Source organism: Paenilisteria portnoyi (assembly GCF_014322795.1).
GTDB lineage: Bacteria > Bacillota > Bacilli > Lactobacillales > Listeriaceae > Listeria_A > Listeria_A portnoyi.
This window is the reverse complement of sequence record NZ_JAASTT010000007.1, coordinates 88,352-103,581: the sequence shown is the minus strand read 5'-3', so window position 1 is coordinate 103,581 and position 15,230 is coordinate 88,352. Positions and strand designations below refer to the sequence as shown.

Annotated in this window: 13 protein-coding genes; 3 read left to right on the top strand and 10 right to left on the bottom strand. The window is 43.7% G+C overall.

Annotated elements, in window-relative coordinates; genetic code table 11:
• Positions 1-5: 5 nt before the first annotated feature.
• From HCJ66_RS06780 to HCJ66_RS06740, 9 genes are all read right to left on the bottom strand, one after another.
• Positions 6-1,151 (bottom strand): mannitol-1-phosphate 5-dehydrogenase, encoded by a 1,146-nt coding sequence (locus tag HCJ66_RS06780; RefSeq protein WP_187132436.1) that lies wholly within the window; start codon positions 1,149-1,151, stop codon positions 6-8.
• On the bottom strand, positions 1,148-1,582 hold the full coding sequence (locus tag HCJ66_RS06775; RefSeq protein ID WP_187132435.1) for a PTS mannitol transporter subunit IIA: 435 nt from the start codon (positions 1,580-1,582) through the stop codon (positions 1,148-1,150). Before HCJ66_RS06775 ends, HCJ66_RS06780 begins: the two co-directional genes overlap by 4 nt.
• A gap of 2 nt (positions 1,583-1,584) precedes the next feature.
• Positions 1,585-3,669, bottom strand: coding sequence for a BglG family transcription antiterminator (locus HCJ66_RS06770; protein ID WP_187132434.1), 2,085 nt, complete (start codon positions 3,667-3,669; stop codon positions 1,585-1,587).
• A 15-nt stretch (positions 3,670-3,684) separates the two neighbouring features.
• Entirely contained in the window at positions 3,685-5,124 is a 1,440-nt protein-coding gene (locus HCJ66_RS06765; protein WP_187132433.1) for a PTS mannitol transporter subunit IIBC, read from the bottom strand.
• Between the two features lie 251 nt (positions 5,125-5,375).
• Positions 5,376-5,705, bottom strand: coding sequence for a thioredoxin family protein (locus HCJ66_RS06760; protein ID WP_181676185.1), 330 nt, complete (start codon positions 5,703-5,705; stop codon positions 5,376-5,378).
• Positions 5,702-6,142: a flavodoxin gene (locus HCJ66_RS06755; RefSeq protein WP_187132432.1), complete on the bottom strand. Its 441-nt coding sequence runs from the start codon at positions 6,140-6,142 to the stop codon at positions 5,702-5,704. The genes HCJ66_RS06760 and HCJ66_RS06755 overlap by 4 nt, the downstream gene beginning before the upstream one ends.
• Positions 6,139-7,188, bottom strand: a complete 1,050-nt coding sequence (locus HCJ66_RS06750; protein WP_187132431.1) for a ribonucleotide-diphosphate reductase subunit beta — start codon at positions 7,186-7,188, stop codon at positions 6,139-6,141. The genes HCJ66_RS06755 and HCJ66_RS06750 overlap by 4 nt, the downstream gene beginning before the upstream one ends.
• Positions 7,189-7,405: 217 nt before the next feature.
• Entirely contained in the window at positions 7,406-9,700 is a 2,295-nt protein-coding gene (locus HCJ66_RS06745) for a ribonucleoside-diphosphate reductase subunit alpha (protein WP_187132470.1), read from the bottom strand.
• Between the two features lie 389 nt (positions 9,701-10,089).
• Positions 10,090-11,427: an MATE family efflux transporter gene (locus tag HCJ66_RS06740; RefSeq protein WP_187132430.1), complete on the bottom strand. Its 1,338-nt coding sequence runs from the start codon at positions 11,425-11,427 to the stop codon at positions 10,090-10,092.
• Between the two features lie 190 nt (positions 11,428-11,617).
• On the opposite strand from HCJ66_RS06740, the gene HCJ66_RS06735 reads away from it, so the two are divergent.
• Positions 11,618-11,977 carry a YxeA family protein gene (locus tag HCJ66_RS06735; RefSeq protein WP_187132429.1) on the top strand — a complete coding sequence of 120 codons (360 nt, stop codon included), beginning with the start codon at positions 11,618-11,620 and terminating at the stop codon, positions 11,975-11,977.
• A gap of 19 nt (positions 11,978-11,996) precedes the next feature.
• A complete protein-coding gene (locus HCJ66_RS06730; RefSeq protein ID WP_187132428.1) occupies positions 11,997-12,338 on the top strand; it encodes a YxeA family protein in 342 nt (113 codons plus the stop codon).
• Positions 12,339-12,428: 90 nt separating this feature from the next.
• Here the strand turns inward: HCJ66_RS06730 and HCJ66_RS06725 are convergent, their stop codons facing one another.
• Positions 12,429-13,847 (bottom strand): aminotransferase-like domain-containing protein, encoded by a 1,419-nt coding sequence (locus tag HCJ66_RS06725; RefSeq protein WP_187132427.1) that lies wholly within the window; start codon positions 13,845-13,847, stop codon positions 12,429-12,431.
• Positions 13,848-14,341: 494 nt separating this feature from the next.
• On the opposite strand from HCJ66_RS06725, the gene pdxS reads away from it, so the two are divergent.
• Complete coding sequence (pdxS, locus tag HCJ66_RS06720) at positions 14,342-15,229, top strand: pyridoxal 5'-phosphate synthase lyase subunit PdxS (protein ID WP_187132426.1); 888 nt, start codon at positions 14,342-14,344, stop codon at positions 15,227-15,229.
• The last annotated feature ends 1 nt before the right edge of the window (position 15,230 follow it).

The following is a 15,230-nucleotide window of genomic DNA, read 5'->3' as shown; positions in this document are numbered from 1 at the left end:
CAGCATCAAGCTAATTTTAAATAAGAATCTTTCACTTTCTCAAACAGTTTCGAATAACTCTCAATTCCGGTCACATCCGCAATCGCTTTTTCAAGGCCAACCGCGGCAACAAGTGCTTGTAATTCTACAGCTTCTGTATCGTCGGGATCATTGAAACGTAAAGCCGCAGCAATCGCATCAGCAAGCGCTTTTGGTGTTTCATTAAAAGCCTCGACAAATTGACGTGCTGGCTGAACAAAACGATCATTTGGCCCTAACTTACGCATTGGCGAACGACCTACACGCGATACATAATCTGAAATATGGGGATTTTTGAATCTTTCAATAATTTTGTCAATATAAGCTTGATGTTCTTTATGAGCAAAGTCGAATTTCTTTTCTAGCAGAGCACCAGTTTCCTCAAGCGCGCTACGAACAGCAAATAAAACTTTGTCATTATGGATTGCCGCTTCGATCGAATCAATATTTTTCATATGACCGATATAAGCCGTTACCGCATGACCTGTGTTTACCGTGAACAGTTTACGCTCAATGTAAGGCGTCAAATCGGCAACATACGTGATTCCTGGCACATCCGGCGCCGCACCTTTAATCGCACTTTCCTCAACAACCCACTCGTAGAACGGCTCTACCAGAACGGTTAGCGGATCATCATGCGTTTGATTCGGTACAATACGATCTACCGCAGCGTTCGGAAATGACACGAATTCATCCGCGTAATTTTTCTCAGCATCCGTCAATTCAGCATAAACACTGGCTTGGAGGGACGCAGAAGCACCAATCATATTCTCGCACGCCATAATAATCAGTGGTTTTTGAATCGCCGTTCTCGCCTTAATCGCGACTACCAACGTTTTCGCGATAAATGGTAGAATCGTTGGCCCAACAGCAGTCGTTACCAGCTCCGTCTCCAAAATTGCCGCGATGACCTGCTCCGGATTTTCCTGACTATTAATGGCGCTCACATCTGTAATCAAATCCACATGTTGCGAGTCATCCGCGAGAATCACATTGTACTCCTGTTTTTCATTCAACGCGTCCACAACCGTCTTATTCACATCCACAAACGTCACATGATATTTTGCCTCATGTAGCAACTGCCCGATAAAGCCGCGTCCAATATTACCAGCACCAAAATGTACGGCGATCATGCGCTTTCGCTCCCTTCAAAGAAATCGATAATCTCTTGTTTCGACTCCGCAGCAACGATTTGCGCCACATTTTCTTCCTCCGAACACACAATCGCGATGCTACTAAGTAGATCCATATGTTCCCCGTCCGCACCAGCAATACCAATCAAAACCTTCACTTCATTGCCATCAAACGAAACACCATCCGGCACCTGTAAAATAACGATTCCCGAGTTTTTTATCATATCGCGCGAATCATCCGTACCGTGCGGAATCGCCACCATGTTCCCGATAAACGTCGTCGTCATCGCGTCACGCTCTTTCATCTTCTCAATATAAGGCACATCCACGTATCCCTGATCCACCAACAATTGTCCCGCGGCCGTAATCGCCTCTTCCTTCGTGCTAAACGCCTGTTTCAACGCAATATCCTGACTATTCAATGCTACCATCCCTATTTCCTCCTCATATCATCTAAAAATTGGTTTAACCTACTAATCACAAAAGCCGTGATTTCCGCACCATTTCCCGATTCCAACAATCGCGTTGTTTCCTCATTTTCAATAGCCATCGCACTTATAAAACTCATCACTTCGAGTCCCTGCGGTGCCAATTTTTCCGGTGCTAGCAAAACGAGTAAGGTGGTCGCCGCCACATTTCCCCCGCCCATCGCTGGCACATCGACCGCGTCCTGCAACGAGAAAATCTGAAAAACCGGCTGATGCACAAACTCGTTTCGGACGTGAAACAACGCAAGCCTTGTCTCTGGAATCCCGAAACCACTCCACTTCTCCCGTTCCAGCAGCGATCGGAGTAATATCTCCACTTGAATATCCCGCTCCTGCTCAAACATCGCCATACAAACCGCGCGCAACGTATCTTCCAAATTATGCTGCGTCTCCTCCATCTTCACGACCTGAAACCCTTTCAAAATCGCTAAAACCGTGTTCACATACTCCTGCTGACTTTCCAAATGATGCACCGCCTCAAGCAACGACATCTCCTCTTCTTGCTCCCGTGGCGCCTTTTGCGGCACAAACATTTCCTTCTGCTTCAGAAAAACTTCCACTTGCGAAATTTCCCGATCCGTCAACATCGGACTCACCAAGAAATACTCGAAATCCACTTTTCCTAAATCAATCGTTGACACAATCACGTCAAAATGTCGCGTATTCCGATGATTCAGCACCTCAAACAACGACACATTTTGCAAATCCTTGAGCTGCGGTAACGCCTGTTTCAAGCGCGTTGCCAGCATTTTTGACGTCCCAATTCCACTCGAACAAACGACCAATCCCGAAAACACCCGATTCTCATTTTTCTGCAATAACGCCGCCCCAAAATGCAAAACCAAATAACCAATTTCCTCATCCGGAACATCTGCTTGCTGGTAAATTTCACGAAACGCCACCCGCACAATTTGAAAAAGCGACGGATAATCCTGTTTTATCGTTTTAATCAATGGATTATGAATGCGCATATTTTGATCCAATCGACGTAACGCCGGTCGTAAATGCGCCGTCAAGCCGCTAAGTAATGCAGCTTCTTGGAACGCGCTACCCAGCTCTGCCTCCACTTTTGAAATCAATCGTTTCGCAATCGTCACTGCCTGCACGTTCTCATTACCCGAGAAAATCCCCGACTCATCCTGCGCCTTGGCCCCGCGAATATGCATCGTCACATAAAGCGCTTCGCCATCTGGCACAACAAACGGCTCCATATCCAGGCAAGCAGCCAATAATTCTTTTGCCACAGTAAATTCTGGAAAATTCCGAAAATAATCCTGTTCAGGCTTCATCTCCTTCAAATAGTTCCCACTAATCATCCGCTCCACCGAAATCGAAATATGCACGACGAGTGTCAAATACGCCTCATCCGTCATCTCATATGCCAAATCCTTGCGCCACGTCCGCACATTCTCCTCCACTTTTTGAATCAGCGTATTATCAATCACATGCAACAAACGATCATCTGCCAGCGTCTCGATTTCATCCTGCTTTTGTTGCTGAAACAACTGGAACAGCGAATTTTTCGAACCCGTCGTCGCGATTAAATCACTAAGTAGCGCTCGCTTCACGACTTCATCCGCCAGTAATTTCACACCATAACCACGCTTACGCTCAATCTCCGCGCGCCCAGTTAACTCCTCCTCTAGCTTCGTCAAATCACTGCTAATCGTCGATATCGTCACATTGAGGTCATTTGCCAGCGCGATTAATTTCACCGGTTCATTTTCCTTCAATAACGTTTTTAAAATAAACTGTTGCCGCTCCATTGGTGTGAACTCATTGTAAGAAAGGTCGAGCAATTGCCACTTAAAAGCTTGGCGACTAGACTCTGATCCAAACACCGAAAGCCTCGCATCCTTGCGTTCCAAGGCTAATTGATACGACCCAAGAACAGCCTCCACTTCCTTCAAATCACGCCTAATTGTTCGCTCACTCACATCCATATATTCCGCCAAATCCGCCGTTGCTACAGGTTCATGGCTCATTAAAAGCTGCTCCAAAATAAGTCTCGTCCTTGCCGAAATATACATCTAAAATTCCCCCAGTTATTTCTGGTCAGCCAAATTCTCCACTAGCTCATCATATTTATGGCTATTCAAGAAATTGTCGACCGAAATATGATAGGCCTTTGGTAGTTTTTCCGTCGCACGAGCCGTCAAATCCTGATGCGTCACGACAATATCAGCGTCCGGTGGCAACTGCGCAATTGCAAAATTCACAACCTCAATATCCAGTCCCGCCTTCTTCACCTTATTCCGCAACACCGACGCGCCCATCGCACTCGATCCCATTCCCGCATCACACGCAAAAATAATTTTTCTCGTCCCAACTGGAATCCCATCCGCTGCAAGTTCCGCATCCGTCGTCCCAACAACTGCACTAGCTACCATCGCCTTCTTACCTTTCATTGTAGCCATTTTTTGCTCCGCTGTCTTGAGTTCTGTATCATCGGTTGCTTTCGAGGTTTTCAAGATAACCGCAGAAACAGCAAATGAGACGATTGTTGCAAATAGAATCCCCGCAATAATACCGATATAGTCTCCTTGAGGTGTTAACGCAAGTATCGCAAAAATACTCCCTGGTGAAGCCGTTGCAACCAAACCAACATCAAACAAGTTGAACGTGATAATCCCTGTCATCCCACCAGCAATAGCACCTAGTAATAAAGCCGGTTTCATTAGAACATAAGGGAAATAAATCTCATGAATCCCACCTAAAAATTGAATAATAATCGCGCCTGGCGCCGTTTGTCTAGCCGTCCCCTTACCAAATACCGTATAAGCAAGTAGAATTCCTAGCCCTGGTCCTGGGTTCGTCTCAATTAAGAATAAAATAGATTTCCCCGTACTTACAGCCTGATCAATACCTAGAGGTGATAATACACCCTGATTAATCGCGTTATTCAAGAATAATACCTTCGCAGGCTCTACAAATATACTTACGAGCGGCAGCAAATGATTATCAATTAAGAATTGAACACCTGAAGCCATTGCCTGATTCACCGTTTGCAGTGCTGGCCCAATCGTTTTTAAAGATATAATAGCTAACGTTCCGGCCAAAATACCAGCCGAGAAATTATTGACTAACATTTCAAATCCAGCTTTTATTTTTCCTTCAATTAATTTATCAAATCGCTTAATCAACCAAGCTGAAAGAGGTCCTAAAATCATCGCACCAAGTAACATTGGCATCGATGTCCCCACAATAGCCCCCATCGTCACAGCCGCACCAACGACCCCACCACGTGTTTCATATACCAATTTACCCCCAGTATACGCAATCAGAAGTGGTAATAAATATTTAATCATTGGATCGACAAGTTTAGCAAATTCCGCATTTGGAATTCGACCAGTCGGAATAAATAACGCCGTAATAAGTCCCCATGCAATAAACGCCCCAATATTGGGCATAATCATACCACTTAAAAAACTACCAAAATGCTGAACCTTCACTCGGAAGCCAGACTTTTCTTGTTGTTGCTCCATTTTTTTATGTCCCCTTTCTTATTCTGCTTCAAAGCAATTGCTCTGCCCGTTCCACTAATGGAATTGCGCCCTTCCAAATCTTAGTTTCACATATCGGCTTAGCTCTTATATACATTGTATGACAGCGGTACCAACATAGCAATACAATCAAAATTGGAATTTGTCCTCAGGAGGTGGACAAGATTGGAGAAGGACAAAAGTACGCAAAAAAGACACCCCTATCAACATGGAGTGCCCATTCTAATCCTCTATTATGCTTCTTGTGCTACAACCGCTTCCTCAATATGCTCTGGCGGAATAAATCCATTCAACCGCGAAACCTCTTCGCCGCCTTTATAAAGCACCAATGTAGGTGTTTGACGGATATTGCGATTGAAAAAGAAATCTTCCCCTACTTCTTCTAATTTCACTTTCAATACTTTGACCTTATCAGCCATCGATGAATTTTTAAACTCTTGGAATGAAAGATCAAGCATCTTACAGTTCGGGCAGTTATCTTTCCAAAAATCCACGTAAACTAACTCTCCTGCAGCAACATGTTGATCAAATTCTTCCATTGTTTTAATTTCGATACTTGTCATTTCACTACCCCTTCTCTCATGGACAATACTTCCGCGACCCAATTCCTGATCGCCTCGTGGTCCCGTTCATTATTCGGCATTTGCTCGATTTTTAACCTCGGATAATCCGATTCAAAATACGTAGCCATCCGATCGACTGCCCCACAAAAATAAGCCATGCTCCATTGTGTTTCACCCGTCCCAAAAATCGCGACGTGCGGCGGTTTCATTCCCAATTCTGCGATAAAATCCTTCATATCTGGCGGTGTCCTACCTAAATCAGCTGTCCAAGCCCCTAAAATGAACAAATCGTAGTCCGTCTCCAGTGGATACTGGGCGTCAGGGTGGACACGAAACGAAGTCACAGCATGCCCTGACTTCTTGAATTCCGCTTCCACTTCCTCCGCCACCATCTTCGTATTGCCACTCAAAGAATCATACGCCAAGAGGATTCTCATAGATCGTCAAAACCGTTGTCGACATTTGTTTTTTTGTAACTACTATTGCGCATTTCGAAAAAGTCCGTTTTCGTTTCCGTAAAGTTATCTGCATATGCCTTAATCCACGACATCTTGTTCTCGCTGTGACCCGGATAAAGTTCTGGAATCCCAAGCATACCAAGCATCTTATTGGCGCGATATTTCACGTAATCCACCATTTCCGATACGTCGATACCTTCAATTCCATCCAAAACTTCCTCCGACCAAACCGTTTCGAGTTCCACGGCGTGGCGGAAAGCTTCATGTGTATATTCCACAAGTTCATCTGTTTGCAATTCCGGATTTTCACCAAGAATCGCGCGAATAACTTCTGAGATAAACTTAGAGTGTGCCAATTCATCACGATTAATAAAACTAATAATTTTCCCAGTTCCCGTCATTTTATTTTGACGAACCAAGTTATAAAAATAAGCAAAACCACTATAAAAATTAATACCTTCTAAAATAGAAGATTGAATCAACGCTTTGACCAAATTCTCGCCCGTCTTGTTCGTCATAAAATCATCATACGACTCCATAATCGGCTCATTCCGCTTCACAATCGTCGGATGCGTCCGTGCCAATTCAAAAATACGTTTCTGCTCCTGCAAATTCGTAATTGAAGCAAGCACGTAAGAATAACTCTCATTATGAATCACTTCTTGCTGACCAATAATCGCGGTATTCGCGTGCACCGCTGGATCTGTAATATATTCCGCGACATTATAAATAAACCTTGTCTGCGGAGAATCCAATGTCGCCAGCAAACCAATAATCGCATCAAAAGCATACTTCTCTTCTTCTGAAAGCAGCGGATATTGCTTCGCGTCACTCTTCATATCAACCTCATCAGGAATCCAATAGTTCGTCGATAACTCTTTATACGCACGATAAAACGATGGATACGGAATATCATTCCAATTCAAAATTCCACTCGTGTCCCCATTTATAATAGCAGTCGAGCGATTCGGGCTCAACGGTTCCAAAATTTTAATACGGTGCAATTCTTCTTTTTGATCCGTCATATAATAACCTCCTCTAAATTGTTTATGTAAAATTACTTAAGTTATTTGCGTAACATCTACATTCTGCATAAAACAAATCGAGCGAAAGCGTTTGCCTCGCCCCAATTTGATGGAAGCCGGAAGCGGAGCATACTGGTGTATGTGAGAACCGGAAGTCCATCAAATTGGGGCGAGGCGAGCGCTTGCCGCCGATTTACATCGCATATGATCTATCTTATCAGCTTGAGCACCATTCGCATTCCTCAACGTCAATGTCATTTGAACGGACATAATATGTCGTTTTCAAACCCTCACTCCAAGCCAACATGTGAAGTTCCAACAATTTACTTGCTTTAATTCCACTCGGCACATAGAAGTTGAAGCTTTGCGATTGATCGACATGACGTTGACGGCGACCGTTTTGGCGGACACTTGCGAATTGATCCACTTGGTACGCGCCTTTGCCATAGTATGGATATGTTTTAAGCGAAAGATCCGGCGCAATCACTGGACGGCGATAATCTTTCTTCTCTTCATAATAAAACGGACTGAAAATTGGATCGATGGATGCCGTTGAACCTGCGATTTGTGCTGTACTCATGTTCGGTGCAACAGCTAGCAGATACGCGTTACGGATACCATTTTTAGCAACATCTGCTGCAAGTTCTTGCCATGCATCCGATGTATAACCGCGGCGTTCGAAGTATTCGCCAGTATTCCAATCACTACCTTTAAAGACGGAATACGTGCCTTTTTCTTTCCCTAATGCCGCGCTTGCTTTGATGGTTAGGAAGTTGATTTGCTCATATAACTCATCGGCAAAAGTTTCAGCTTCCGCGCTATCCCAAGCAATATTTTTAAGGGCAAGCAAGTGATGCCAGCCAAAAGTTCCAAGACCGATTGAGCGGTATTTCTTATTCGTAATCGTTGCTTGTGGTACTGGAAGCTCGTTCAAGTCGATCACATTATCCAACATCCGAACTTCGATAGCAATCAAGCGCTCCAACGTATTTGGGTCTTCCGCAGTCACGGCACGACCAAGGTTCACCGAGGACAAGTTACAAACCACGAAATCGCCGGCTTGTTTTGTAATCACGATTTGATCGCCACTAATGATTTCTTGAATCATCCGCGTTGGACTCATATTTTGCATAATTTCGGTACATAGATTACTAGAGTAAACCATGCCCGCGTGTTTGTTAGGATTCATCCGGTTTACTTCATCGCGGTAGAACATGAACGGATTACCCGTTTCCAGTTGACTCACCATGATGCGTTTCATAATATCAATCGCCTTCACGATCTTTCTGCTCACCGTTTCGTCCATCACTAACTCTTCATATTTCTTGCGGAACGAACCGTCTCCTTTTTGCTCATCGTAGAAGTCTTGTAGGTACCAACCTTTTTTCTCCTTGACTTCATGTGGATCAAATAGGTACCAGTCTCCACGACGCTCGACAGCTTCCATAAATAAGTCAGGCATACAAACCGCCGTAAATACGTCATGTGCCCGTAAGCGTTGGTCTCCGTTGTTTAGACGAAGATCTAGGAACGCTTCGATATCTTTATGGAAAACGTCCAAGTAAACCGCAATCGCACCTTTACGTTGACCTAATTGATCGACACTAACCGCCGTATTGTTCAGCTGCTTAATCCACGGAACAACACCGCCACTAGCACCACGCACGCCACGAATCGCCGAACCCGAAGAACGAACATAGCCAAGATAAGCTCCAACGCCGCCGCCATGTTTACTTACACGCGCCACATCCGTATTGCTATCGTAAATGCCTTGCAAACTATCATCCACCGTATCAATGAAGCAACTCGACAATTGCCCGCCGACTTTACCAGCATTAGCAAGCGTTGGTGTCGCGACCGTCATGTACAAATTGCTAAGCGCCCAATAAGCTTCGCGAACTAAGTCCATCCGCTTCTCTTTCGGCTCATCTTGCATCAAATAAAGGGCAATCGTCAACCAACGTTCTTGCGGCAACTCATACACATTACGCGCTTGATCTGTCGCCAAGTAACGCGTTGCTAGTAAATACAAACCATTATATGTGAAAAGTTTATCCTTCTCTGAATCAATCATGTTTCCTGCTTCGATTAACTCATCTTTCGAATAGTTTTTCAAAATGCTACCGGAATAAATACCACGTTCGCCAAGGCTTTCTTGCAACCCAACATACGAACCATATTTATCATCGTCATTGTAAAAACGGTTTTTACTTGCTTTCTTGTATAGCTTATTCAAATAAAGTCTTGCTGCAAATAATTCCCACGCTGGAAGGTGAACATCCGTACGCGCTTCTGCTTCACGAATCAAGTAATCGACAAGCTCATCCGCCGCATAATCCTCTTTCTTCTCAATAAACGTAAACACTTTACGCTTGTAATCTTCCATCTCTAAGGCTGGAAATTCTGCATGAATCGTGTCCAGATATCTGTTTAGTCGTTCCTTATCGAAAGGTAGTTTGCGATTCCCTCCGTCTTTCACTATGTAAGTCGCCATTTGTAGTCCCCCTTGAATCCGTTCATTAATCGAAACTAGCCTCATCCGAACAAAAAAATTAACTTTTGCAAAAGTCTGATCCTTTGTAAAAGTTAAAATAGCGTTTCATGTTTTAACGGCTTTCGATACTATATATAGTACCTCGTTTCGAATGTGAATGCAAGATATTGTGTCTAGCCATTTTTTCAAAATCGATACGAAGCGTTTCATTCCAAAGGTTTTCAGATTTCAAATTTATTTTTAGGCAATATTCTTTGTGAACGAGACCACAAAACCACCATTTGTCAACCACTACAAGTTGTGATTAAAGCACCTTCTCATACCATATTTAGTGTCAGGATTTTTATGGCTTTTTTATTTCACAAACATTAGAAAATCCATGCCGATGAGACACGGATTTTCTAACTTTATTGCACTTTGCCAAAAATATGCTTGCGTCTTGCGTATATAACGATGGACAGAGCTACGACAGCTTCTGAAAGTGGAATCGATGCCCAAACACCTTCTGCTCCGAGAAATGGCGGTAAGATGATTAAGAAAGCCACCATGAACAGCATTTCGCGTGCGACCGTAATCCAAATCGCCATACCGACACGGCCACTTGTTTGGAAATACGTCATCATCACGAAGTTGAATCCCATAAAAAGATAACCCGCAAAGAAAACCCGCACCGCCACTGTTGCCAAATCGACAATCTCTTGACTAAATGTACCAAACATCGCTACGATATGCCCCGCTCCGAAAAATCCACCAACGAAGAAAATAAAACCTGTTCCAATCGCCGTGATAATCGCAAGTCGCATTGTTTGCTGTTCACGATCCTGCTGTTTGGCACCACGATAGTAACTTATCAGCGGTTGAATTGCCGAACTCATCCCGAGGAACAACATCAAAATCACACTATGTGTATAGTTCAACACGGAAAACGCCGCGACGCCTGCCGTACCTGCGACCGCCGCAATCGCGATGTTATAACCCATCGTGAATACAGATAAGCCAAGCTCCGACAAGAAACTCGGCAATCCGATTGAGAACGTTTTTGCAAGCGAATTTTTCGAAAAGCGGAATTTCACGAATTTTAAACGCGAAGATTTTTTGAAAAAGTGAATCGATAGTACGCCTATTCCGACCGTAACTGCAATAATCGTCGCACCTGCCGAACCGCTCACGCCCCAGTCCAGAATAAACAGGAAGTAATAATTCAAAATCACATTCACGACCGCCGTCACAATTAACGCGACCATCGAGAGATTCGGGTCCCCATCATTACGTACGAAAATACTCAAAATATTTTCAATCGTAAACGCAAAACCGAACATGAGTAAAATCGTCATATAATCCATCACATACGGCAACGTCTCCGGATTCGCACCTAAAACATTCGCCAGTGGCACCCGAAACACAAACGCAATCGCCGCTAGTGTAATCGTAATGAAAAACACCATTATAATAGAACGAGTAAAAATCCGTTGCGCCTCCGGAACATTCTTTTCACCTAGCGCAAACGAATATTGCGTCGCGCCACCAATCCCAATCCAAAGCGAGATCGCCGTGAAAATCGAGAACACCGGCACCGCAATATTAATCCCCGCAAGCGCTACCCCGCCGAGTCTATGTCCTACAAAAATCCCGTCCGTCACAATATTCACTGACATCAGCAACATTCCAACGAGCGAAGGAATTAAATACCTCAAAAAAACCTTTAAAACCGAGTCCGTTTCCATTCTTGTGTCCATTTCTTTCATAACTTCTCACTTCCTAACCTAACGTTAATTAGTCAACTATACCATTTAATCACATTATCGAAAAAATTGCAACATGACAGCTAACATTGCAAAAATGTAAGGTTCGGCATCCCTTTTGTTAGCTAAGAAGCGGGAATCAAATCTTTTGGCACGATATAATAAACGTATCAAGTAAAGGAGCTGACATCTTATGAAGAAGTCAATGATTGCACTCATCGTTATTGTTATTATAATTGGCGGCGGATTGCTAGCTACGCGCTTTATTAATTTTAATAGAATCGGTGCTGACACATATTACGTTAAAATTGCAACGGATGGTAAAAAAACGAGCGGTCAAGCAAGCGACGGGTCCACTTATATAGACTATAATTACGATTTCACCGGTTATAACGAAGATGGTAAAGAGAAACAAGTCGAACTTACCGCCCAAAAGAACTTACGAAAAGGCGCGTATCTCGAAGTATTCGTAAAAGACGATAAAGGCGTGACATCCTATCAAGAAGTCAAGCAAGCTGATATTCCAAAAAAAGCAGCTGAAAAATTAAACTAGTGACGAAAGGTTGAGGAAAATGAAAAACAAAAAAGGTTTATTACTCGCGTTAGCAGGATTGTTGATTGCACTATGTGTCGTATTTGAATATGGTATGCCCTCAGACGCTGCTGCCAAAGCCTATTTTGTCGATGTGAATACGAATGGTGAAGCGATCCAGAAAAACCAATTTTCCGGTTATAAATATAGCTTAAAAGCGTATAAAAAAGACGGAAGTTCGGAAAACATCACATTTTACTCACCTGACAAACTAGCGAAAAACAAGAAATTCAAGATTCATGTCACAAATAATCAATTTGTTGCGAACTATAAACAAGTGAAAAAGTTACCATCCACGATTCAATATTACGCAGAAAAATAAAAAATGGTGTTACATTCTAGGAGTTTCCTCTTTGATGTAACACCATTTTTTGATATGACGTCTTTTTAGACCAATGAAAACGAAAAAATACTAATTAGTGATAATTTCAGCTAATTTCTTCTGAATATCCAGCAATCCCGTTTCATTTAATCGCGCGAAAGTCAGCCTAATCGATGGCTCTTTAATCCCAAATAAAAAAGCTGGCATCACTAGTAATTTATGCTCTAAGAAAATATCAAAATCACGATTTGTCCACATTTTATTTTCAGGCAAATGGCACCAGAGATGAAACCCACCTTCTGGAATATGATACGTAAGCCCCTCCGGCAAATGAGCAATAAGCGCGTCCCTTTGCGTTTTTAGCGTTTCTTGTAGCCAAACGATATGCTTGTCGAAATCAGGATCATTCAACACATGGTTTGCCAAGACTTGTGGAAAAATACTGAGTCCAAAGTCCATTTCTTGGCGCGCTTCAGCAAGTCTTGTCACCACAGCAGCGGGGCCAAGCAACCAACCGATACGCGTCGTGGAACCCATTACTTTTGATAAAGAACCGATATATAGCACATTATCAGGATCTAATTTTTTCAAAAGCGGTGGCATCGGCTGATCAGCGAATCCTAGCATGCTGTAAGGGTCATCCTCCACGATTGGCACTTGGATTTTGGCGCATAATTTCACGAGCGCTTCTCGGCGTTTTGTTCCCATTGTTAAACTTGTCGGATTTTGAAAAGTCGGATTGACAAATACCATCTTGATGCGATGCTTGCGGTAAAGTTGCTCTAACTCGTCTAATTTTACGCCGTTTTCATCCATCGGTAATGCATAGATTCGTAAACCTGCTGATTGAAATATCGAAAGCGCGTAGAAATAAGACGGCGACTCAATCGCAATGGCGTCCCCGCTCGTCAGTAAGCATTGCGTAATTAAAAACAACGCTTGTTGTGCGCCCGATGTGATAAAAATTTGATCAAGGCTTGTTTTGACATCGTGGTCACGCGCAACCATGTCACGAATCGTTTCTTTTAACGGCTGATACCCCGCCCGATCCTCACTATCTTCCTCTGCTAGAAAACTCTGCCACGACAGCGCTGGCGTCGAGATTTTAGGAATGAGATGAACGGGAAGCTCTCCGGTAGCAAGATCGATCACATCATCAGGAGTTTCGCGCAAAAGCTGTTTCATTTTGTCCATATAAGGTGTTACTTGCAGAAAGGAACCTTGTGTCACGTAATGCCGCCAGTTTGTTTTTTGACCAGTAAAAACACCCCATTTATCTTCACTGATACGAGTGCCACTGCCTTGTTTGCGCGTAATGATGCCACGTGCACTGAGTTCGTCGAGCGCTCGCGCCAAGGTAGAGCGGTTGACCATCAGCAAAGCCGCTAGCTCACGTTCAGGTGGTAACTTATCACCAGGAAGCAGTTTCCCTTCCTCGATATAGTTCTCTATTAGAGCGATTATTTGTTGGTAAATTGGGTATTGTTTGTCTTTTGGTATATGCCACATTTTGTAATATCTCCTTTCAGTGATGGATGAGAATCTTGTATTGCGTCATGAGCGGCACCTTTGGTCAGCTTTTTTAAAGGCTAAGTATGTGGATGTGATGAAACTTGCGTCCTTTTTGCCAGACCCTCGAAATTTTCGTGGACTCCCTCACAAATTTTTTCGGGTCTAGTATAGAGAACGATCTGGTGGTTATTCGAAGTGTAGCAATCGCATATGCGGGAACGCTCCGTTTTTTGACTTATCATCGTTTTCAGATCTAGCCTCAGAAGCCAGACCCTCGAAATTTTCGTGCCCTCCATAAAAACCAAGTGCGGGTTTTCACTGCGGCCCCTAACAAATTTTTTCGGGTCTAACGGGCTTCTTCAGCTTTTCATTATTGGACCACTAATCCCTCCACCAATTGGCTGTTTCTTTCATTTTGGTTTTAGCTTACCATATAGAGGTACAGGTTTCCAAGGCAGAGGTTCTACATATATAAAGGAGGAATGGATCAAATGGAAAAGCAAACTGGTAGTGAGTTGGTAAAAAGAGGTATGGCGCAGATGCAAAAAGGTGGCGTTATCATGGACGTTATTAACGCGGAACAGGCGAAAATTGCGGAGGACGCGGGTGCTGTTGCCGTTATGGCGCTAGAACGTGTGCCTTCTGATATTCGTGCCGCGGGTGGGGTCGCTCGTATGGCAGACCCGCGTATTATCGAGGAAGTGATGAACGCGGTTTCGATTCCTGTTATGGCAAAAGCTCGCATTGGTCACATTTCTGAAGCGCGCGTGTTGGAAGCGATGGGCGTTGATTATATCGATGAAAGTGAAGTTTTGACTCCTGCTGATGATGAATTTCACCTTCTAAAAAGCGATTTTACCGTGCCATTCGTATGTGGTTGTCGTGATCTTGGCGAAGCGCTCCGTCGTATCGGTGAAGGTGCTTCGATGCTTCGTACAAAAGGTGAGCCCGGAACTGGAAATATCGTGGAAGCCGTTCGCCACATGCGCAAAGTGAATAGCCAAATTCGCAAAATCAGCGTGATGAGTGACGATGAGCTGATGACCGAGGCCAAACTTTTAGGCGCTCCTTATGAACTTTTAAAAGAAATTAAAACACTTGGCAAATTACCAGTCGTGAATTTCGCTGCTGGTGGCGTGGCGACTCCTGCTGATGCTGCCTTGATGATGGAACTTGGCGCGGATGGCGTTTTCGTTGGATCTGGTATTTTCAAATCGGATAATCCAGCTAAATTTGCAAACGCAATCGTGCAAGCGACAACTTATTATACAGACTACGAGCTGATTGGCAAACTTTCCAAAGAACTTGGCGCGCCAATGAAGGGAATCGAGATTTCTCGTTTGAACCCAGAAGATCGTATGCAAGATCGAGGCTGGTAAG

Excerpts from the sequence above, each read along its gene's own strand:
- HCJ66_RS06725 (WP_187132427.1), bottom strand. The coding sequence starts at position 13,847 with ATGTGGCATATACCAAAAGACAAACAATACCCAATTTACCAACAAATA.
- HCJ66_RS06755 (WP_187132432.1), bottom strand. The coding sequence starts at position 6,142 with ATGAGAATCCTCTTGGCGTATGATTCTTTGAGTGGCAATACGAAGATG.
- HCJ66_RS06780 (WP_187132436.1), bottom strand. The coding sequence starts at position 1,151 with ATGATCGCCGTACATTTTGGTGCTGGTAATATTGGACGCGGCTTTATC.
- pdxS (WP_187132426.1), top strand. The coding sequence starts at position 14,342 with ATGGAAAAGCAAACTGGTAGTGAGTTGGTAAAAAGAGGTATGGCGCAG.
- HCJ66_RS06770 (WP_187132434.1), bottom strand. The coding sequence starts at position 3,669 with ATGTATATTTCGGCAAGGACGAGACTTATTTTGGAGCAGCTTTTAATG.
- HCJ66_RS06775 (WP_187132435.1), bottom strand. The coding sequence starts at position 1,582 with ATGGTAGCATTGAATAGTCAGGATATTGCGTTGAAACAGGCGTTTAGC.
- HCJ66_RS06740 (WP_187132430.1), bottom strand. The coding sequence starts at position 11,427 with ATGAAAGAAATGGACACAAGAATGGAAACGGACTCGGTTTTAAAGGTT.
- HCJ66_RS06760 (WP_181676185.1), bottom strand. The coding sequence starts at position 5,705 with ATGACAAGTATCGAAATTAAAACAATGGAAGAATTTGATCAACATGTT.
- HCJ66_RS06765 (WP_187132433.1), bottom strand. The coding sequence starts at position 5,124 with ATGGAGCAACAACAAGAAAAGTCTGGCTTCCGAGTGAAGGTTCAGCAT.
- HCJ66_RS06735 (WP_187132429.1), top strand. The coding sequence starts at position 11,618 with ATGAAGAAGTCAATGATTGCACTCATCGTTATTGTTATTATAATTGGC.
- HCJ66_RS06730 (WP_187132428.1), top strand. The coding sequence starts at position 11,997 with ATGAAAAACAAAAAAGGTTTATTACTCGCGTTAGCAGGATTGTTGATT.
- HCJ66_RS06750 (WP_187132431.1), bottom strand. The coding sequence starts at position 7,188 with ATGACGGATCAAAAAGAAGAATTGCACCGTATTAAAATTTTGGAACCG.